Source organism: Kitasatospora sp. NPDC001225 (assembly GCF_053597855.1).
In genome coordinates, this window is the sequence record NZ_JBSFJC010000016.1 from 47,233 (window position 1) to 66,847 (window position 19,615).

21 protein-coding genes are annotated in these 19,615 nt (G+C 73.8%); 4 read left to right on the top strand and 17 right to left on the bottom strand.

Annotation, left to right across the window (positions count from 1 at the left end):
- Positions 1-420 precede the first annotated feature (420 nt).
- The 3 genes from ACWDCZ_RS08070 to ACWDCZ_RS08080 form a co-directional block, all read right to left on the bottom strand.
- Positions 421-1,086 (bottom strand): hypothetical protein, encoded by a 666-nt coding sequence (locus ACWDCZ_RS08070; protein ID WP_449815525.1) that lies wholly within the window; start codon positions 1,084-1,086, stop codon positions 421-423.
- A gap of 92 nt (positions 1,087-1,178) precedes the next feature.
- Positions 1,179-1,679, bottom strand: a complete 501-nt coding sequence (locus ACWDCZ_RS08075) for a hypothetical protein (protein WP_449815526.1) — start codon at positions 1,677-1,679, stop codon at positions 1,179-1,181.
- Positions 1,680-1,853: 174 nt separating this feature from the next.
- Positions 1,854-2,441 carry a restriction endonuclease gene (locus ACWDCZ_RS08080; RefSeq protein ID WP_449815527.1) on the bottom strand — a complete coding sequence of 196 codons (588 nt, stop codon included), beginning with the start codon at positions 2,439-2,441 and terminating at the stop codon, positions 1,854-1,856.
- Positions 2,442-2,853: 412 nt separating this feature from the next.
- On the opposite strand from ACWDCZ_RS08080, the gene ACWDCZ_RS08085 reads away from it, so the two are divergent.
- Complete coding sequence (locus ACWDCZ_RS08085) at positions 2,854-3,294, top strand: hypothetical protein (RefSeq protein ID WP_074005941.1); 441 nt, start codon at positions 2,854-2,856, stop codon at positions 3,292-3,294.
- 48 nt (positions 3,295-3,342) lie between these two features.
- On the opposite strand, the gene ACWDCZ_RS08090 is transcribed toward ACWDCZ_RS08085, so the two are convergent.
- The 8 genes from ACWDCZ_RS08090 to ACWDCZ_RS08125 all read right to left on the bottom strand — a co-directional run bounded on the left by ACWDCZ_RS08090 (position 3,343) and on the right by ACWDCZ_RS08125 (position 12,438).
- On the bottom strand, positions 3,343-3,783 hold the full coding sequence (locus tag ACWDCZ_RS08090) for an SRPBCC family protein (RefSeq protein WP_049650946.1): 441 nt from the start codon (positions 3,781-3,783) through the stop codon (positions 3,343-3,345).
- Between the two features lie 163 nt (positions 3,784-3,946).
- A complete protein-coding gene (locus tag ACWDCZ_RS08095; protein WP_234348330.1) occupies positions 3,947-4,876 on the bottom strand; it encodes a DUF5133 domain-containing protein in 930 nt (309 codons plus the stop codon).
- Positions 4,877-4,976: 100 nt separating this feature from the next.
- The gene (locus ACWDCZ_RS08100) at positions 4,977-5,948 is read right to left on the bottom strand and encodes a SigB/SigF/SigG family RNA polymerase sigma factor (protein ID WP_449815528.1); all 972 of its coding nucleotides are present in this window, start codon (positions 5,946-5,948) and stop codon (positions 4,977-4,979) included.
- Positions 5,949-6,213: 265 nt separating this feature from the next.
- Positions 6,214-7,956, bottom strand: coding sequence for a multicopper oxidase family protein (locus tag ACWDCZ_RS08105; protein ID WP_449815529.1), 1,743 nt, complete (start codon positions 7,954-7,956; stop codon positions 6,214-6,216).
- An 83-nt stretch (positions 7,957-8,039) separates the two neighbouring features.
- Positions 8,040-9,266 (bottom strand): ABC transporter ATP-binding protein, encoded by a 1,227-nt coding sequence (locus tag ACWDCZ_RS08110; RefSeq protein WP_449815530.1) that lies wholly within the window; start codon positions 9,264-9,266, stop codon positions 8,040-8,042.
- A gap of 75 nt (positions 9,267-9,341) precedes the next feature.
- Positions 9,342-10,175, bottom strand: coding sequence for a carbohydrate ABC transporter permease (locus ACWDCZ_RS08115; RefSeq protein WP_375875480.1), 834 nt, complete (start codon positions 10,173-10,175; stop codon positions 9,342-9,344).
- Positions 10,172-11,023: a carbohydrate ABC transporter permease gene (locus tag ACWDCZ_RS08120; RefSeq protein ID WP_380741040.1), complete on the bottom strand. Its 852-nt coding sequence runs from the start codon at positions 11,021-11,023 to the stop codon at positions 10,172-10,174. Before ACWDCZ_RS08120 ends, ACWDCZ_RS08115 begins: the two co-directional genes overlap by 4 nt.
- Before the next feature lie 137 nt (positions 11,024-11,160).
- Positions 11,161-12,438 (bottom strand): ABC transporter substrate-binding protein, encoded by a 1,278-nt coding sequence (locus ACWDCZ_RS08125; protein WP_449815531.1) that lies wholly within the window; start codon positions 12,436-12,438, stop codon positions 11,161-11,163.
- A 275-nt stretch (positions 12,439-12,713) separates the two neighbouring features.
- On the opposite strand from ACWDCZ_RS08125, the gene ACWDCZ_RS08130 reads away from it, so the two are divergent.
- Positions 12,714-13,562, top strand: a complete 849-nt coding sequence (locus tag ACWDCZ_RS08130; RefSeq protein WP_449815532.1) for a universal stress protein — start codon at positions 12,714-12,716, stop codon at positions 13,560-13,562.
- A 74-nt stretch (positions 13,563-13,636) separates the two neighbouring features.
- The gene (locus ACWDCZ_RS08135; RefSeq protein ID WP_387830247.1) at positions 13,637-14,200 is read left to right on the top strand and encodes a YbaK/EbsC family protein; all 564 of its coding nucleotides are present in this window, start codon (positions 13,637-13,639) and stop codon (positions 14,198-14,200) included.
- A 22-nt stretch (positions 14,201-14,222) separates the two neighbouring features.
- Here the strand turns inward: ACWDCZ_RS08135 and ACWDCZ_RS08140 are convergent, their stop codons facing one another.
- From ACWDCZ_RS08140 to ACWDCZ_RS08150, 3 genes are read right to left on the bottom strand one after another with little or no spacing between them, the layout of a single operon-like run.
- A complete protein-coding gene (locus tag ACWDCZ_RS08140; protein WP_449815533.1) occupies positions 14,223-15,035 on the bottom strand; it encodes an ABC transporter ATP-binding protein in 813 nt (270 codons plus the stop codon).
- A 35-nt stretch (positions 15,036-15,070) separates the two neighbouring features.
- Complete coding sequence (locus ACWDCZ_RS08145; RefSeq protein WP_449815534.1) at positions 15,071-16,201, bottom strand: FecCD family ABC transporter permease; 1,131 nt, start codon at positions 16,199-16,201, stop codon at positions 15,071-15,073.
- An 8-nt stretch (positions 16,202-16,209) separates the two neighbouring features.
- Positions 16,210-17,208 carry a FecCD family ABC transporter permease gene (locus tag ACWDCZ_RS08150; RefSeq protein WP_079272857.1) on the bottom strand — a complete coding sequence of 333 codons (999 nt, stop codon included), beginning with the start codon at positions 17,206-17,208 and terminating at the stop codon, positions 16,210-16,212.
- Between the two features lie 90 nt (positions 17,209-17,298).
- Here ACWDCZ_RS08150 and ACWDCZ_RS08155 point away from each other — a divergent pair, with 90 nt between their 5' ends.
- On the top strand, positions 17,299-18,261 hold the full coding sequence (locus tag ACWDCZ_RS08155; protein ID WP_449815535.1) for an ABC transporter substrate-binding protein: 963 nt from the start codon (positions 17,299-17,301) through the stop codon (positions 18,259-18,261).
- Between the two features lie 121 nt (positions 18,262-18,382).
- Here ACWDCZ_RS08155 and ACWDCZ_RS08160 read toward each other — a convergent pair whose 3' ends face one another.
- From ACWDCZ_RS08160 to ACWDCZ_RS08170, 3 genes are read right to left on the bottom strand one after another with little or no spacing between them, the layout of a single operon-like run.
- A complete protein-coding gene (locus tag ACWDCZ_RS08160; RefSeq protein WP_117486839.1) occupies positions 18,383-18,835 on the bottom strand; it encodes a MarR family winged helix-turn-helix transcriptional regulator in 453 nt (150 codons plus the stop codon).
- The gene (locus ACWDCZ_RS08165) at positions 18,835-19,080 is read right to left on the bottom strand and encodes a hypothetical protein (protein ID WP_449815537.1); all 246 of its coding nucleotides are present in this window, start codon (positions 19,078-19,080) and stop codon (positions 18,835-18,837) included. Before ACWDCZ_RS08165 ends, ACWDCZ_RS08160 begins: the two co-directional genes overlap by 1 nt.
- A gap of 59 nt (positions 19,081-19,139) precedes the next feature.
- Entirely contained in the window at positions 19,140-19,496 is a 357-nt protein-coding gene (locus tag ACWDCZ_RS08170; protein ID WP_117486841.1) for a zinc ribbon domain-containing protein YjdM, read from the bottom strand.
- Between the last annotated feature and the right edge of the window lie 119 nt (positions 19,497-19,615).

The window sequence follows — 19,615 nt, forward strand, 5'->3', positions numbered from 1 at the left end:
GGGCCAGGAACCAGCCCCGATTGGCCGGCGCGAAGACCGACCTCCCAACGCCACCGCGCCCCGAACCGCTTGCGCAACCCCGACAGCCGCAACACCGGAGTCCCTGCCCCGCGCGCACCGTTCCGTACACCTCGCCCTCCCCGCATCACACGCCCGCCCGCAACCTCGGACGGCACGCGATCAACGCTAGGGACGGCGGCGCGACGGCAGAATCCACCTGCACCCCGACTGGGGGTGGGGCTGGACCCACCCCGCCCCCAGCCCGCCGACGACACTGAGGACCACTCAACGGGGGAACTCGCTTGGCGTGATCGAGGACAGCGATGCCTTAGCCTCCGGCCACCCCAGATCGCCAAGGCTTCTCCCCACACGCACGGGGCAGTCGGCAGCCGCAGCTCTGACGAGAGCCATGCACCACCCTCAGCCGTCCGCCACGGCCCAGCCCACCGCATGGGCCCGCGCCGCGACGGCGTCGAAGCTCGCGGTAGCCGACAGCGCGGCGACCATACGGCGGTCGAGCGGAGCACCCTTCAGCACGGCCTCCACCGCCTCCCGGTCGACGGGCCGTTCGTGATACTCCTCCGCGAAGTCGATGAACGCCTGCGCGGGATCGGAACCGGTGAGGATGTCGAACAGCCAATCAGCGCCGTCCGTCTCCCCCTCGGCGAGTTCGACCGGACCGCACCGCCATCCGCCGGACCCGGCCTCGTACCAGGCACACACGGTCGCGTCGAAGAACCCGTCGAACTGGAACTCGGGCGCCTGCGCGAACTCCGCGAGCGATTCCGGCAGGCCGTCCAGCAGACCGGGCCAGTGCGCGCGTTCGTCCTCCCGCCACGGGGAGGCGTCGCTTTCATGGTCGAAGCCGTAGAGGAACACCCCGTCCGGACCGAAGACGATGTCGTACTGGTCACCGGACCCGTTGTCCATCCCGGCCAGGTCGACGCCCGGACGCCAGTCGGCCACGAACGTGTGGCTGGGGCCGCCGGGCGCAGAAACGATCGTGTCCAGCAACGCCACCGCGCGGCAGCGGGCTCGCAGTTCCTGGGGTTCGGGAAGGACGGCCATGAGTTCGTGAACGGACATGGCGCACACTCAACAGCATCCCTCTGACATTCCGCCGGATCAGCCGGACCCGCTGGCAGCTCTGAGCCCGGAACACCGCGTGATCCTCCTCGTCACGCGGCCTCGACCTTGACCATCGCGTCGCCGGCAGCGGCCGCCTGGGCGAAGTAGTCCTTCAGCGCGCGCAGGTCGGCGCTCAAGTCACCGGCCCACGCCTCGGACCACGGAGTCGCGAACCCGAGCGACGCGACCTCGCCCGCCAGCACGGCGTCCACGGTCCCCACCAACTCGTCGACGCCCACCGCGTCCAGGAAAGCCGATGCCGTCCGCACCTCATCGGGTCGAAGCACCCAGACCGCCATCTCGCCGAACTCTGCGTCGCAGTCGGGATCCCCCTCGACGGACGTCCGCTCCTCACCACCGAACACCGGCAGTTGGGCCGCTCTCAAGTCCGGGCCCGCACCGCCGACCGCCTTCATCAAGGCGACGTGCATCAGGTATCCGTTGCGCTCCACGGCCAGCACCGCACCGGCCGCGTACAGAGGGCCGAAGTCGTCATCGGACCAGCCGGGCACCAGGGCGCGGAGCTCCGTCGGCGACAGTTCGTCCAGCACCGTTCCGTCCACCCGCCGCCAGAAGAAGTCCACACTCATGCCCCGCACCCGTCCTGCTCTTCGCCATCTGGACGGCCTCCGATATCCGTCTCGCTGTCAGGTTAGGCGGACCCTCCGACAGCCACCGCCTTGGGAGAGCGGGCGGCATGGACGGACTACCCGAGTCCCGGTGACTCAGAGCCAGGGTGCCCCGCCCCGCCCGTCCGCCCACAGGGCGAGCGCCCGCTGGTCGACGGCGCGGATGCCGACCTGGGCGCAGAACGCGGCGGCGGCCTTGGTGAAGGAGCTGGTCGTCACCACGGCGGCCAGGTCGCAGTGGTGCACGTCGCGGTAGGTGCCGTTGACCTTCTGGACGTCCTGGGAGCCGACGAACGTCCTCGGCCCGTACCGCTTGGCCTGGATGAGGATCCGCTGCCCGGCGGGGGTGGTGGCGAGGACGTCCGCCGCGAGGTCGCCGGCCCCGCCGACCACCTTCACCTTCGTGCAGCCGTCCCGGCGGCACAGGTCGGCCAGCGCGTGCTCGAAGGCCTTCGGGGTCATCGCCAGGAACGGCCCGATGTGCCGCAGTCGGGCGGTCCGCGCGTCCAGTTCCCGCTGCCGGGCTCGCGCCCGCGAGCGCAGCACGGCGGCGCCCGCTCCCGCGCCGACGATGAGGAACGCGGCGACCAGCAGCAGGTGTTGGGCCAGCCACTGGACCACCAGCGTGCCCAGCACGACCGCGACCAGCGCGGCCGCCCCCAGCAGCGGCGTGTTCTGCTTCAACCGGCGGGCGACGGTCGACCGACGTCGCCGAACAGGCCTACGGGCCACGGCACTCCCCCTCACGCCACGGTGTCCGGACGAGCCTAGGAGCAGCCGTCCCCGCACGCCCGCGATCCGGACGAACTCCTGCGCCTGGGCGGCCGAGTTGACCGGATTTCGGCATCGGCGGCCGAACCGTCCCCTTCAGTGGCTGCCCCCGCGCCTGCGGGGAGGACGCACTCCGACCTGCGCCGCAGTACAGCCTTTGCCATTTCTTGACTATGCTGCGGTGCCGAGGCCGCCGGGTCGGGCGGCGTCATGGGACGTGCCCGTCGCGCGGTCGTGCCATGCCTCCAGTAGCGATGGACCGCTGTGGTCCGGGCTCCCCGGGCGTCGCAGTACAGAACACCGAACTCCCGGAAGGCTCCCCACCATGACCGCTCTCTCCTGGCTGTCGCGGGCTGCGACGACCGTGCTGCTGATCCTGGAGACGGTGGCGGTGGTGATGTTCTTCTGCATCGCGGTCCCGTTGTTCTACAACGGCATCGGGTTCGAGGACGAGGTGGCGCCGAAGCCGCAGTGGGTGCCGTACGTGATGGGGGCCGCCGGGTTCGCGATGGCCGGGGTCAACGCGTTGGCGGTGCGCGGGGTCTGGCGCCCGCGGCCCGGCTGGAGGCTCCTGGCGGCGGCGGCCGGGGTGCAGGTGCTGCTGCTGGCGTTCACCGCGCTGTCGGGCGAGTACCTGTTCGGGATCTTCGCGGCGGCGGCGCTGCCTGCACTGGGCTCGGTGGCCGCGTTCGCGCACTGGAGCGGCCTCCGCCGAGCCGACGCGAGGGCCGACGCGGGAACCGACGCGATGGCCGACGCGGGCTGACGGGGCCGCCGCGGGCCGACGGAAGCCGCACGGGCCGACGGAGCCGGCTCACCCCGCCCCGCCCCTCCCCCGCGCGCGTTCCTCGACGTACTCCTTGAACCGCCTCAGGTCCCCCTTCACCCGCCGGTCGACCTCGCCCCGGACGTCGGCGGCCTTCTCCCCCGGGCCCGCGGGCCGGAGGTCGACGGCGAGGGTGACCCGGGTGTGGCCCGGGTCGAGCCGCCGGAAGGTCACCACCTCCTTCCGCTCGGCCTCGCCGTCCATGCCCCGCCAGGCGATCAGCTCCTCCGGTTCCTGGTCGACGATCTCGGTGTCGAACTCGCGGGTGACGCCGTCGATGCTGGTCTGCCAGTGGTTGTGGCGGCTGTCGAGCCGGCTCACCGAGTCGACGCCCTCCATGAAGCGCGGGAACTCCTCGGCGAGCGTCCACTGGTTGTAGGCGGCGTGCAGGGGGACGGCCACGTCCACGGATTCCTTCACCATGCTCATGACGACCTCCTCGTACGGCGCGGCCGGGGCCTTCCCGCCTGTCTGCGCGCGCCCGTCTGCACGCCTTCCGCCCCCTTCCTGTACGCCTGCCCGTCCGGCACCGGCGCAACCGTCCGGCACCGGCGCAACCGTCCGGCACCGGCGCAACCGTCCCGCGCCCGCGCTACGAGCCGTTCCGCTCGCCGGGCGCGGTGCGCGGCCGGTCGCCGTCGGCGAGGTGCCGGGCCACCGTGGCGAGGTCGGTGCCCAGTCGCTGGGCGGCTCCGACCAGCAGGCTCAGCGCGGCGTGCGGGGTGACGTCGAACCGCTCGGCGGTGAGGCCGATGGCCAGGCCGGTGGCGTGCCGGCGGTCGAGCAGGTCGGCCACGGCCCGGGACAGCGCGAAGCGGTCGAGGGCGGCCGACGCCTGGAGGGCGAGCACCTCCACCAGCCCGAGGGCCGGTGTGCCGGGGTCGACCGGGGTACGCAGGTAGGCGCTGAACACGGTGCAGCCGTGCGGGTGGGTGCGCAGGTGCGCTCCGGCCACGGCCCGTACGCCGCAGCGCCGGGCGCGGTCGGCGAACCGGTCCGGCCGGCCGGGGTCGAGCCGGACGACGATCTGGCCCTCGCCCTGGCGGCGGAGCCGGGGCAGCGGGCCGGCGTCCGCCCCGCTCTGGGCGCGTTCGAGGGCCAACAGGTAGGACGGGGTCGCCGCGAAGGTCTCGACCGAGCCGTCGTCGTGCCAGGTGCTCACGGCGGCGCCCACGCAGTCCGGGACGGTGACCCTGGTCAGCTGCACCACGTCGTGCAGGCTGGGCAGGGGCGCGGCCCGTACCCGCTCGCGGGCCGCGAGGTCGCCGAGTTCGGCGAGGAGCGCCGCCCTGGCCCGGTCGGTCGCCGGGGCTCCGGCCGTCGCCCCGCCGCCGTCGGCCGGGCCCTGACGGGCCAGCAGCATGCGGGCCCGGGCGACCGCGCGGACGGCGTCGGCCTCGCCCGTGTAGATGCCGATCGTGTAGCAGACGTCGCGCAACCGCTGCCGGGCCTCCGGCGAGCTCGACGGGGACAGGGCCTCGTACTCCGCGACCAGTCGGCCGAGGGCAGCGACATCCACCATGGGCATGAGCACCTCCGTGTGTTTACGGAAAGTATGCGCCGATCACGCAGCGAAACCGCACCCCGGGTCCCCACCCCGCACGTCGGCCCGCCCGACCGCCTCAGCCGGTGCCCTCGCGCCCGCCGCCGGAACCGCTCCCGGGCCCGCCGTCAAGCCCGCCCCCGGAAGCGACGGCCTCGGGCTCCCCGCCGCCCCACCCGGGCGCGTCCCGGTCCTCCAGTTCCTCGCGCAGCCAGGCCAGGGTGGCGCTGAGCAGCCGGGAGACGTGCATCTGGGAGACGCCGATCCGGTCCGCTATCCGGGACTGGGTGCACCCGTCCCAGAACCGCAGCTTGAGGACGGTCTGCTCACGCTCGGGCAACCGGGCCAGCAGCGGGCGGACGGCGGTGCGGAAGTCGGCGAGTTCGATGCCGGGGTCGCAGCCGCCGAGCCGGTCGAGCAGGGCGCTGCCGGTCTCGTCGGTGTCCTGGTCGCGCAGCGCGTCCAGGGAGTTGGGGCGGTAGACCCGGCCCGCCAGCAGCCCCTCGGTGGCCTGTTCGACGGTGAGGTGCAGGTCCTCGGCGATCTCCTCGGGCCGCGGCAGCCGGCCGAGCTCCTGCTCCAGGCGGTCGGAGTCGCGGGCGACGGCGAGGTAGAGCTCCTGCGTGCTGCGCGGGACGCGCACCGGCCAGGAGGTGTCGCGGAAGAACCGCTTGATCTCGCCGGTGATGGTGGGGATCGCGTAGGTGACGAACTCGACGCCGCGCCGCGGGTCGTAGCCGTCGACGGCCTTGATCAGGCCGATCGTGCCGACCTGGAGGATGTCCTCCATGTCCTCGGCCCGGTGGCGGAAGCGGGCGGCGATGAAGCGCACCAGCGGCATGTTGAGCTCGATGATCGTGCCGCGGACGTAGCTGTAGGCGCGGGTCTCCCGGACCAGCCCGGCCAGCCGCTCGAACAGCGCGTCGCTCAGCTCCCGCGCCTCGGACTTCCCCATGCGGCGGAGTTCGGCCGCCGTGGGCCGTCGCGGGAGGTCGGGCGGCAGGCCCGAGGGGGCCGCTTCCCAGCCGGCTGTTTCCAGGTGGACGGACACGTGATCGCTCCTGGGCGCCGGGGTGAGCGCCCGGCGCCACGTACGGCCCGCACCTCGTGCGGCGTGTCACGGACTTCTCCCCCGGGACCCGTGCCCGGCCACTGCGGGCGCGGCCCCGGTGGCACCGGCCCCGGCGGCACCGCCCGAGGTGCTGGAGCAGCCGGAATCGCACGGCCGCTGTACGACTGGTTCTACCCCGGGATCCGGTTCCGAACGCACGTTCCAGGAGCTTTCCTGCACCGCCGCCGCCGGCGCCCGGCAGCGCTCAGTGATCGAGCGGACGAGGCCGCCCAGGCCGCCCAGGCCACCCCGGCCACCCGGGCTGCTGGGGCCACCCCGGCCATCCGGCCGGCTCCGGCCGTCGCGGCCGGACGTACTCGACCAGCTGCATCATCCCGAGGTCCTCGTGCTGCAGCTGGTGGCAGTGCAGGACGGTGCGGCCGGTGAAGTCCTCGTACTTGACCAGGAGGGTGACGGTGTCGCCCGGCTTGCCGCCGGTCAGGTCGACGGTGTCCTGCCACACCGGCGGGTCGAGCCGTTCCCCGTTGCGGTGGGTGACGAGGACGTGGTTGGTGTGCAGGTGGAAGGGGTGGTGGAAGATCGGCATGGTCTCGTCGGTGTGGATGGTCCACCGTTCGACGGTGCCGAGTTCCAGGGTGTGGTTGACGTACTCGGCGTCGAACAGGCCGTAGGCGGGGTCGCGGGTGAGGTCGCCGCCGGGGTCGGCCGCGGGGGTCGGGTGGCTGCCGAGGACGCGGTAGGCGTTGGGGAACGGCTGGGCGAAGACCTTCGGGTCGACGTGGAAGACCACCCTGCGGTCGCCGCCGGGGTTGGCGATGTCCTTCTCGTCGAGGAACGGCATGCCCTGCGGCAGCGAGGTCGGCAGCTCCATGGGCGGCTGGACGGCCTCCCCCGCCACCTCGATCGTCATCAGCGGGACGGGCACGCCCTTGGCCCGCAGTTCGTACGTCCCGGCCTCGCCGCCCCGGACCAGCACGTCGGCGCGGTTGCCCACACCCAGCGGGACCACCTCGGTGGCGACCGGCGCGGGGAAGGTCACGCCGTCCATGGCGATCTGATGCAGCGTCAACTTCCGTTCCCCATCAGTGACCTGGAGCAAGAGGGCGGTGAACGCGGTCGCCGCGACCAGGCGCCAGCGCTGGACCTCGCCGGGGCGCAGCACGAGGACGGGGTTGACCTCGCCGTTGACGGTGAAGGTGGGCGGGACGGCGGCCAGGGCGTCGCCGGAGGTGAAGTCGGGGACCCTGCCGCCCTTGAGCCGGAGTTCGTTGATGCAGACGACCAGGTCTGCGGCGGCCTTGATCTGCGGCACCTCGTCGACGTCGCCCTCGATGACGATGACCCCGGCCATTCCTCCGGCGATCTGTTCGGCGGTGGCCCCGTGCGCGTGCGGGTGGTACCAGTACGTCCCGGCCGGATGGTCGGCCGGGATCTGGACGGTGGTCAGGTACCGCGGCTCCGGGGCGCCGGCCGCGGCCTCGTCGGCGGTGCGCGGCGGGAACGCGCGCAGGATGTTGTCGGCACGCCCGGACGGCGAGACGTGCAGGCCGTGGGTGTGCAGGTTGAAGGTGTTCACGCGGTGCGGCCGGTTGTGGCCGCCGTGGCGCGCCGGGCCTGGCATCCCGGGCATCCCAGCCGGGCCAGCCGGCTCGGCCGGGTTCGGCGGCAGCCCGTTGACCTGGGTCAGCCACAGCACGTCCCCGGCGCGCGCCCGCAGGGTCGGCCCGGGGATGGTCCCGTTGTAGGTGCGCGTGGTGACCGTCCCGTAGCCCGGGACGGAGAGCGTCGTGAACCGTACGTCGAGTGTCTGGTCGAGCACCGCCGCCGGCCCGCCGGAGGCCGACCGGGCGCGCCGGACGACGGGCTGCGGGAAGGCGGCGGCCGCCGCCGCGGGCCGGGCGAGGATTCCGCCGGAGCCGGCCGCGAGGACGGCTACGGGGACGGCCTTGAGCACCGATCGGCGACTGATTCCGACATTTTCTCCCATAACCGGGCAATGTAAGTCGGGTCCGGTACGGCAACGGTCAGGCACACCGCGGGCCGGCCGGGGGTTGGGCCTTCCGTACCACGCTACGAACGTTCCGGGTGGGTCAGGTTGGCCCCGGTGCGGGGGTCGAAGACGTGGATGCGCGCCGTGTCCACCCGCAGGTCCAGCGGGCCGCCCTCGGCGGCCCGGGTGGCGGGGTTCAGCCGGGCGACCACCCGGTGCTCCCGCATGCCGGTGTCGGCCCGGCCCGAGTCGGCGGCGAGTTCGGCCAGCTCGGTCAGTTCGGCGAGTTCCGCCAGTCCGGCGAGGCCGCCGGGGCCCCGGGCCGCCGCCGGGCCGCCCTCCTCCGCGAAGTGGACGTAGACGTCCGAGCCGACCGACTCCCGGACCTCGACGGTCACGGTGACGGTGACCCCGTCGGCGTGCCCCTCGACCAGGGCCGCGTCCTCGAAGTCCTCGGGGCGGATGCCGACGACCAGTTCGCGCGGCGCGTCCGCGCCCTCCAGAGCGCGCCGGGTGCGGTCGTCCAGCGGCAGGTCGCCCAGCGAGGTGCGCAGGGCGCCGTGCTCCAGCGCGGCGCCGAGGAAGTTCATGCCGGGCGAGCCGATGAACCCGGCGACGAAGAGGTTCACCGGCTCGTCGTACAGCTGCTGCGGCGAGCCGACCTGCTGGACGACGCCGGAGCGCATCACCACCACCCGGTCGCCGAGCGTCATCGCCTCGACCTGGTCGTGGGTGACGTAGACGGTGGTGGTGCCCAGGCGGCGCTGGAGGGCGGCGATCTGAGTGCGCATCTGCACCCGGAGCTTGGCGTCCAGGTTGGACAGCGGCTCGTCCATCAGGAAGACCTTGGGGTCGCGGACGATCGCCCGGCCCATCGCGACCCGCTGGCGCTGCCCGCCGGAGAGGTGGGCGGGCTTGCGGTCGAGGTGCCGGGTGAGGTCGAGGACGCGGGCGGCCTCCTCGACCTTGGCGGCGATGGTCGCCTTGTCGACCTTGGCCAGGCGCAGCGCGAAGCCCATGTTGTCGCGCACGCTCATGTGCGGGTAGAGGGCGTAGCTCTGGAAGACCATGGCGATGTCGCGGTCCTTGGGCGCGCGGTCGTTGACCACTTCCCCGGCGATCCGCAGGGTGCCCTCGGTGATGTCCTCCAGCCCGGCGATCATGTTGAGCGTGGTGGACTTGCCACAGCCGGAGGGGCCGACCAGGATCACGAACTCGCCGTCGGCGATGGTGAGGTCGACGTGGCGGACGGCGAGGGCGCCGTCGGGGTAGCGCTTGGTGATGCCGTCGAGGACGATCTCGGCCACGGTCCGCCTTCCTGGCCCGCCGGGTGGGGCGGGCTCTTCCTGGGAAACCCCTCCTGGGAAAACTCGATGTCGGGCTCAGCCCTTGACGGCGCCGGCAGTGAGCCCGGCGACGATGCGGCGCTGGAACAGCAGCACGAAGACCACGATCGGGATCGTGATGATCACCGCGGCCGCCGCGATCGAGCCGGTCGGCTGCTCGAACTGGGAGCTCCCGGTGAAGAAGGCGATCGCGGCCGGGACCGTCCGGGCCGAGGTGGTGGAGGTCAGCGAGATCGCGAACAGGAAGTCGTTCCAGCAGAAGATGAAGACCAGGATGCCGGTGGTGAACACCCCCGGCGCCGCCAGCGGCGCGATGACCAGCCGGAACGCCTGCCACGGCGTGGCGCCGTCCACCTTGGCCGCCTTCTCCAGGTCCCAGGGGATCTCCCGGAAGAACGCCGAGAGCGTGTAGATCGCCAGCGGCAGCGAGAAGGTCATGTACGGGATGATCAGCCCGGGCCAGGTGTCGAACAGGCCCAGCGCCCGCTCGATGCCGAACAGCGGCGAGACGAGCGAGATCGGCGGGAACATCGCGATCAGCAGGGACACCCCGATCAGCAGCCGCTTGCCGGGGAAGCGCAGCCGGGCCACCGCGTACGCGGCCATGGTGCCGAGCGCGACGGCGACGGTGGTGGCGATCAGCGCGATGCCGATCGAGTTGACCAGGGCGCGGGTGAACTCCGAGGTCTGGAAGATGCCGCGGTAGTTGGCCAGGGTCCACCGGCGGGGCACGAAGGCGCCGTCGGAGAGGGTGCTCGGGTCCTTGAAGGACAGCGCCACGATCCACCACACCGGGAAGAGCGCGTAGAGCACGACCACCAGGTTGGCGATGCCCCAGCCGGTCAGGGCCCGGGCGGGCCGGCCGCTCATCGCCGCTCCGGTTCCGCGCCAGGCGTGGCCGCGCCGAACAGCTTGACGAAGACCAGCGCGATGAGCGCCACGCAGACGAAGATCAGCACCGAGATCGCCGAGCCGATGCCCAGGTTGAGCGCGGTGAAGAGGTTGTCGTAGCCGAGGATCGACACCGAGCCGGTGCCGTTGGAGCCGCTGGTCAGCACGTAGATGTTGTCGAAGATCCGGAAGGCGTCCAGGGTCCGGAAGAGCAGCGCGACCAGGATCGCGGGCTTCATCAGCGGCAGGATCACCAGCCGCAGCCGCTGCCCGGAGCTCGCGCCGTCCACCATCGCCGCCCGGACCGTCTCGTCCGGGACGAGGGCCAGGCCGGCGAGCAGCAGCAGCGCCATGAACGGGGTGGTCTTCCACACCTCCGCGAGGATGATCAGACCGACGGCCGGCCACTGCTCCGTCAGCGGGGCGCTGCCCTCCGGCAGCAGGGCGGCCAGGTAGCCGGTGCCCGGGGTCCACGCGTACTGCCAGGAGTAGGCCGCGACGACGGTGACGATCCCGTACGGCACCAGCACCGCGGTGCGCACCGTCCCGCGCCCGAAGACCGTACGGTGCATCACCAGGGCGAGCGCCAGGCCGAGCACCAGCTCGACGGCCACCGACACCGCGGTGATCAGCACCGTGACACCGAGCGCCTGCCACCAGAACGGCGAGGTCAGCACCGCGCCGTAGTTGGCGAGCCCGACCCAGTGCGCCTGGGCCGGGAAGCGCAGGTCGTAGCGCTGCAGGGACAGGTAGACGGCGTAGCCGATCGGGTAGGCGGTGACGGCGAGCATCACGATCACGGCGGGGGCGCACAGCAGCAGGCCCAGCCGGCTCTCCTGGCGGGCGCCGCGCGAGGGCCCGGCCGGTCCCGGCCCGGCGGCGGCCCCGGCCGCGGCCTCGGCGGGCGGTGGCCCGGGAACGGACGGTGACCCGGGAGCGGGCGGTGGCCCGGGAACGGGCGGTGTCACGGAATCAGCCCCTTCGAACCGAGGGCGTCCCGGATCTGCCCGCGGAGGTCGGCCACGTCCTTCTCCGGGTGGATGCCGGCGGGCGGGGAGAGGGTGTGCGAGATCGCGATGGAGACGTTCTGGTAGGCCGGGGTCTGCGGCCGCACGCTGGCGGAGTCGAGGGCGGCCAGCACGTCGGCGGCGAACGGGTAGCTGGCGGTCAGCTCGGCCGTCTCGTACAGGCTCCGCAGCGAGGGCGGGAGGCCGCCCTTCAGCGCGTTGGTGAGCTGGTTGTCCCGGTCGCGCAGGCAGAGGGCGGCCTCGGCGGCGAGGTCGGGGTGCCGGCTGTAGGCGCCCACCGCGAGGTCGATCCCGCCGATGGTGACGCTGGCGGGGCGGTCGGCGCTCACCGCGGGGTACGGCGCCCAGCGGAAGTGCGGGAACAGCTCCGGCCGGTTGGCCTTCATCGAGGGGTAGACGAAGGGGTAGTTGAGTTCGAAGGCGGCCGTGCCGGACTCCATCGCGAGCCGGTTCTGGTCCTCCATCTGGTTCGACAGCGAGGGGTCGGCGGCCACCGAGGCCGCCAGGTCGCGCATCACCCCGGCGGCCGTGACGGCGGGCGCCCCGAGCGCGGGCCCCTGGGCGTCGGGGGTGAGGATCGAGCCGCCCGCGCTGGTGACCAGCGTGTTGAACCAGACCGTCAGCCCCTCGTACTGGGCGCCCTGGATCTCCACGAGGTGCGGCTTGCCCTCGCGGTCCAGCTCCCGGGCCTGGGAGAGCATCTCCGCCCAGGTGGCGGGCGGGGTCGGCACCAGGTCGTCGCGGTACCAGAGCAGCTGGGTGTTGGAGTTGTACGGCACGGCGTACAGCCGGTCCTGCCAGGTCGCGGTCCGCACCGCCGCGTCGAGGGTGTCGGCGGTGGCCCGCTCGCGCATCGCCCCGGTCCACTCGCGGATCCAGCCGGCCTCGGCGAACTCGGCGGGCCAGGTGACGTCCAGGCCGAGGACGTCCACGCCGGTGTCGTGCGCCGCCATCCGGCGCACCAGCTGCTGGCGCTGGCCGTCGGCACCGCGCGGCAGCTTGTTGTAGCGGATCGTGTAGCGGCCGCCGGACTGCTGCCCGCAGCGGTCGGCGGCCTGCTGGAGGGCGCCCGAGTCGTCCGGGAAGTTGTACCAGTTCAGGGTGACCGGGCCGCCGCTCCCACCGTCCCCGCAGCCCACCAGGGCGGCGGCGAGCACGGCCAGTCCGGCGGCGGCGCCCGCCCACCGCGAGCGGAACGTGGGGACCCTCGGCATCGTTCTCCCGGGCTGAGAAGGACCGGCTGGGGCGGAGCGGTCGGAACGGCGCGACCGGCACACGGCGGTTCGGCCGACCCTAGCCCGGCGCCCCCGCCCGGCCCGGGCGTGCCGCGCCGCCGCCCGGCCGACCAGCCGGACGGCGGAACCGGGCCCCTCCCGTCACCCACGGCGACCGGCGACGGCTCCGGGAGGCGCCGGTCCGGGCCGGCGCGGATACTGGCCGCACCGAGACCTCCGGGGGCTGGGGCCGCACCGGAACCGAGGAGCACGCCGTGACCGGACCCGTCGTCGTCGGATTCGACGGCTCACCCGAGAGCCTGGCCGCCGCCGCCTGGGCCGCCCACGAGGCGCAGCGCCGCGGCCTGCGCCTGGACGTCCTCCAGGCCTGGCCCCGGCCGAAGCAGATCGCCCCCGGGAGCAGGCCCGGCGACCACTCCGCACTGGCACAACTCGCCGAGTGCGAGCGCGAGTTGCGCGCCCTCGCGCCGGAGGTCGAGGTCACCGCCGGCTCCGTGGCCGGCGATCCCGTCGAGGCGCTGGAGGCCGCCGCGCACGGGGCCGCCCTGCTGGTGCTCGGCTCGCGCGGGCTGGGCACCCTGCGCGGCTTCCTGGTCGGCTCGGTGAGCCAGGAGGTGCTGCGCCGGGCGGACTGCCCGGTGGTGCTGATCCGGGCCGGCGGGGACGAACCGGACGGCGCGGTGACGGTCGGCCTCGACCTGGCGCACCCGGCGGACGAGGTGCTGGCCTTCGCCTTCGAGGCCGCCGCGCTCCGTTCGGCGCCGCTGCGCGTGGTGCACGTCTGGTCCCCGCCGGCCGGCAGCGAGTACATGTCCTACGGGGCGATCGGCGGGCTGGAGGGCGAGGTCTCGGCCGTCGAGCACGACGGCCTCGCCCGGGCCCTGGAGCCCTGGCAGGCCCGGCACCCCGAGGTGACGGTGAGCACCGACCTGATCCGCGGCAAGGCCGCCGTCGAGCTGGTGGACGCCGCCGCGACGGCCCGGCTGCTGGTCGTCGGCCGCCGCATCCGGCGGATGCCGCTGCGCCACCACCACCTCGGCCCGGTGGCGCACGCCGCGATCCACCACGTGCACTGCCCGGTCGCCGTCGTCCCGTACGGCTGACCGCGCTCCTCCCGTACGGCCGACGGCAGCCGGGTAGGGCCGACCGGGTGGCCGGGCGCGCTACAGTCCGGTCCATGAGTGAGTCCACCGCCCCGCCGTTCGGGAACTTCGCCACCGCCGTACCGGCCCTGGAGCTCGGCGCGGAGCTCGCCGCGCCCGTCGCCGACGCGCTGAAGAACTGGGACGCGCCCGGAGCGGCCGCCTCGGTGCTCTACGTGGACAGCGACCCGGAGCAGGCGGACACCGCCGTGTTCTGCGCGGCCTACGACGTGCCGCCGGAGCTCTCCGCGAACTGCGTGGTGGTCGCCGCCAAGCGCGCCGGGGAGGTGACCCTGGCCGGGTGCCTGGCCCTGGCCACCACCCGGGTGGACGTCAACAAGGCGGTGCGCACCCAGCTGGGGGCGCGCAAGGCGTCCTTCGCGCCGATGGACACCGCGGTCGAGCTGACCGGCATGGAGTACGGCGGCATCACCCCCGTCGGCCTGCCCGGCGGTTGGCCGCTGCTGATCGACGAGGCGGTGGCCGCGGCCCCGTACGTCCTGGTCGGCAGCGGCCGGCGCCGGGGCAAGCTCATCCTGCCCGGCTGGGCCCTGGCGGAGCTGCCGGGCGCCCTGGTGCTGCCGGGCCTGGCCGGCTGACCGGCTGACCGGCCCGCCGACGTCAGCGCACCCGGGGGGCGAGGCCGACCGGGCAGACCACCGGGGTGCCGTGCACCGGGTCGGTGAGGATCACGCTCTCCACCCCGTACAGCTCGCGCACCAGCTCCGGGGTGACGATGTCGCGCGGCGCGCCCTGGGCGGCCACCCGGCCGTCGCGCATGGCCACCATGTGGTCGGCGTAGCGGCAGGCGGTGGTCAGGTCGTGCAGGACGAGGACCACGGTGCGGCCGCGCTCGGCCGTCAGGCCGCGCACCATCTCCAGCACCTCCAGCGCGTGGCCCATGTCCAGCGCCGAGGTCGGCTCGTCCAGCATCAGGATGTCGGTGTCCTGGGCGACGGCCATGGCGATCCAGGCGCGCTGGCGCTGGCCGCCGGAGAGGGTGTCCAGCGGGCGGTCGGCCAGCTCGTGCAGGTCGGCGGCGGCGAGCGCGTGCTCGACCGCCTCGGCGTCGGCGGCGGACCACTGCCGCAGCAGGCCCTGGTGCGGCTGGCGGCCGTAGCGGACCAGGTCGCGGACGGTCAGCCCGTCCGGGGCGGTGGCGGACTGCGGCAGCAGGCCGATGATCCGGGCGATGGCGCGGGTGGACAGCGAGGTCAGCGGCTTGCCGTCGAGCAGCACGGCGCCGGAGCGCGGGGCGATGGTCCGGGCGAGGCCGCCGAGCAGGGTGGACTTGCCGCAGCCGTTCGGGCCGACGATGACGGTGACCTGCCGCTGCGGCAGTTCGAGGTCGAGCTCGCGCACCACGATGGTGCGGTCGTGGCCGAGGCTGAGCGCGCTGGTCGCCAGCCGGGGCGCTCCGACCGTGGCCGTCACGGTCCCGGAGGATTCAGCGGTCGCGGGGCGGGCGGTCATGCGGTCCTCCGGGGACGGGTGGTGAGCAGCAGCCAGAGCAGGTACGGGCCGCCCACGACGGCGGTGACCAGGCCGGCCGGCACCTCCAGCGGCGACAGGAGGGTGCGGCCGATCAGGTCGGCGAGCAGGGTGAAGGCGGCTCCGGCGACGGCCGAGGTGAGCACCGGCACGCAGCGCGGTCCGGCGATCCGGCGGGCGGCCTCGGGCGCGGCGAGCGCGATCATGCCGAGCGGTCCGGCGACGGCCACCGCCAGGCCCGCGCAGACCACGGAGACCAGCAGGACGCCGACCCGCAGGCCGCGCACCCGGACGCCCAGCCCGGTGGCGACGGCGTCGGAGAAGCGCAGCAGCGACAGCCGGCGGCCGAGCAGCACGGCGGCGGGCAGGCAGGCCAGCAGGCCGAGTTCGAGGTAGCCGACGGCGTCGGCGTCCCGGCTGTTGAGGGTGCCGACCGTCCAGGCGTAGGCGGCGTTGGCGGAGTCGATGGCGGCGCGGGAGAGCATCAGGTTGGTCACCGCGCCGAAGACCGCGCCGATGCCGAGGCCGACGACCAGGAAGCGGTAGCCGTTGCGGCCGGCCCCGCCGCCGAGGGCGAAGGCGAGCGAGGCGGCGGTGGCGGCGCCCGCCAGGGCGGCGGCGGAGGGCAGCAGCTGGGTGGCGACGCCGGTGACGGAGGCGACCGCGAAGGCGGTGGCGCCCTCGTTGAAGCCGACGGTGTCCGGGGTGGCCAGCCGGTTCTGGGCGAGGGTCTGCATCAGGCAGCCGGCGACGCCGAGGGCGGCGCCGACGGCCAGTGCGGCCTCGACGCGGGGCAGCCGCAGCTTCTCCACCAGCAGCACGTCGCGCGCGGTGCCGTCGCCGAAGGCCGCGCGCAGGGCGGTCACCGGGTCGAGGTTCGTCTCGCCGACGGCCAGGCAGACGGCGGTCACCGCGACCACGGCGAGCAGCAGGACGGTGCAGCCGAGCAGCGGCCGGACCGGGACGAGCACCGAGCGGCCGCCCAGGGCGAGCAGCCGGGTGCCGGGCGGCACGGGCGGCGCCGGCCGCCGGGTCGCGGCCGAGGGGCCGTCGGGTTCCACGGCGTTCTCTGCGTCGTTCTCTGCGGCGGTCTTCACAGGGGCCTTCACGGGGGCCTTCACAGCGCGGGCATTCGGTGCGAGCGGACGACGGCGACCAGCACGGGGGCGCCGCACAGGGCGGTCATCACGCCGAGCGGCATCTCGTACGGGCGGGCGACCAGCCGGGAGGCCACGTCGGCGAGCAGCACGACGGCCGGCCCGAGCAGGGCGGAGACGACGAGCAGCCGGCGCAGGTCCGGGCCGACCAGGGCCCGGGCGGCGAAGGGCACCACCAGGCCGACGAAGGAGACCGGTCCGGCGATCGCGGTGGCGGCGCCGACCAGCAGGGCGACGGCGGTCACCGCGAGGGCGCGGGCCCGGCGGGGCTTGTGGCCGAGGCCGGTGGCGACGTCGTCGCCGAGGCTGAGCGCGGTCAGCGCCGGGCCGGAGAGCAGCGCCAGCACCAGGCCGAGCAGCAGGACCGGCAGTACCGCGAGCAGTTGGTCGGTGCCGCGGCCGGCGACCGAGCCGATGGTCCAGAACCGGATCTCGTCGGCGGCCCGGGCGTCGGAGAGCAGCAGCACGGAGGAGCCGGCGTTCATCAGCCCGCTCAGCGCCGCGCCGGCGAGCACCAGCCGGACGGGGTCGTCGCCGGTGCCGCGCAGCCGGGCCGCGCCGAGTGCCAGCAGGCAGCCGGCGCCGGCGCCCAGTACGGCGACGTACGGGCCGACGCTGGCGGCGCTGGCGCCGAGCACGATCGCGATCACGACGGCGAAGGAGGCGCCGGTGCTGACCCCGAGCAGGCCGGGCTCGGCCAGCGGGTTGCGGGCGGCTGCCTGGAGCACGGTGCCGGCCACGCCGAGCGCGAGCCCCACCGCGAGGGCCACCGCGGTGCGCGGGGCGCGCAGGTGGAACACGGTGAACCGGGAGTCGGAGTCGCCGTCACCGAGCAGGGTGGAGAGCGCCCGTGACGGTCCCACGTCGCCCGCGCCGAGCAGCAGGCTCGCCAGTACGGCGAGCAGCAGTATCGCGCCGGCGGGCAGCAGTCCGCGCAGCAGGAGTGATCGGAATGTCACACCGGGCCTCCCCGTCAGGGCCTTACGTATGGTTAGGCTAACCTCAGAAAAACGGTTCGCCCGTAAACTACCATTTCTCGGAGAACACCCATGCTTGGCACCCGCTTTACCAAGACCCTGCTCGGCGCGGCCGTGGTCGGCGCCCTCTCCCTGGGCCTGACCGCGTGCGGCTCCTCGGGGTCCGGCGGGTCCGCGGGTGACTCCGGCTCCTCGTCCACCGCCGCCGCGAAGGGCGGCAAGCGCAGCATCGACACCGCCTTCGGCGCCGTGGAGGTCCCGGCCGAGGCCAAGCGGGTCATCGCCCTCGGCGACACCTCGCTGGACACCGCCCTCGCGCTCGGCGTCACCCCGGTCGGCACCAGCTCCAGCCGCGGCGGCACCACCGCCCCCGCCTACCTGAAGGCCGACAGCATCCCGCTGGTCGCCACGGTCAAGGAGCCCAACCTCGAGGCGATCCTGAAGGCCACCCCGGACCTCATCCTGGCCTCCTCCGGCATCGAGAAGTCCCAGTACGACAAGCTCTCGGCGGTCGCCCCGACCATCGCCCCCAAGGCCGGCGACTGGCGCGAGGTGCTCGCCGTGTACGGCGACGCGCTCGGCCACAAGGACGACCTGGCCGCCAAGCTGGACGCCCTGGACAAGCGCGCCGCCAAGGCCGGCGAGGGCAAGAGCGGCAGCGCCGTGGTGATGCGCTGGATGCCCAACGGGCCGATCGTGATGAACACCACCAACATGCCCGGCGACCTGCTGAAGAAGGCCGGCGCCGGCACCATGCCGATCGCCGACGGCCTGGGCGCCCAGCCCCACTCGGACCCGCTGTCCCTGGAGAACCTCAACAAGGCCGACGCCGACCGGGTGTTCGTCGCCACCCTGAACGCCGAGGGCGAGAAGGCCCTGGAGACCGCCCGCAAGCAGGAGGCCTTCACCCGCCTCAAGGCCGTCGGCACCAACCAGCTCATGGGCGTCGACGGCCAGGTGTGGAGCAGCAGCTCCGGCCCGATCGCGGCGGAGAAGGTCGTCGAGGACATCGAGAAGGCCTTCGGCGCGAAGTAACCGCGCCCGCCGGGGAATTCCCCCCCCCCCCCGGAGTTCTGAAGGGCCGTCACCGGAGCGGATCCGGTGACGGCCCTTCCGCCGCGGGCTCGGCACCGTCCGACGGGTCGGCAGGGGCGGCTCAGCCCAGCAGCTTCGCCACCACCCGGTCGAGCACGCGGATGTCCTCCGGCGGCAGCGCGAGCAGCGCGTCCGGCGGGGTGCTGAGGATCCCGGTGGCGATCGCGGCCTTCGCCTCGCCCTCCTCGGTGAGGTGGACCAGCTTGGAGCGCCGGTCGACCGGGTTGGTGATGCGCTCGGCGAGGCCGCGCCGCACCAGGTCGTCCACGATGACGCTGGTGTACGGCGGGTCGGCGCCCAGCCGCTCGGCCAGCTCCCGCAGGGTGATCGGGCCGGCGACGAGCCGGCGCAGCGCCCTGACCCGGCTGAAGCTCATGCCGAGGGCTTCGGCGACGCTCTTGCGGCGGTCGTAGCGTTCCAGCACGAGGGCGTTCATCCCCTGCCAGACCCGGGCCGCCGCTCCGGCCTCGCTCCCGCTCCCCTCCGGGTGCCCGCCGCTGTCCAGGCGCTCCATCAGGCGTCCACCATCCCCTTCGTCCGCTCGGCTTCCTCGACCGCCTCCTCGGCGGCGAGCCGCTGCGCCGCACGTTCGGCCGTCGCCCGGGCCCAGCGGCCGGAAGTGAGCGTACCGGCGCTGCGATCAATCTCGCTCGCATCGGCGCCCACCTCACCGAAACACCACGAGCCCGCACCCGCACCAGCCACTTCGCAGTACTCGGCCCCGCCGAGCTGATGCTCAGCGGGGCCGAGTAACGCCACCCCGAATTAACCAACAGCGTCAGTCCCTCCCGGCGGGGCGCGGCCGTTCGGGCCCGTGGTCAGGCCTTCTTCACCACGCTGGACTTGAGCTGCATCGCACCGAAACCCTCGACGCGGCAGTCGATGTCGTGCCCGTCGACGCCGTCCACCAGGCGGATGTTGCGCACCTTGGTGCCGGCCTTGATGCCGGAGACGCTGCCCTTGACCTTGAGCGCCTTGACCACCGTCACGGTGTCGCCGTCGCTCAGCACGTTGCCGACGGCGTCCTTGATCACGCGCTCGCCGGCCGGCGCTCCGGCCTCGTCGGCCCCGCCGGGCACCCACTCGTGGCCGCACTCGGGGCAGACCATGAGGGCGTTCATCTCATAGGTGTACTCGCTGGAGCACTGCGGACACGGGGGAAGGTTGTCGCTCATGGGATCAGGATATCCAGGCCGTACGGATCCGGTCCGCGCGGCGATCGGCGAGGTCAGCGGGGGTTGCGCGCGGAGCGGCCGACAGCGGCGCGGACCGCCCGGCCGCCTGCGTTCCGCAG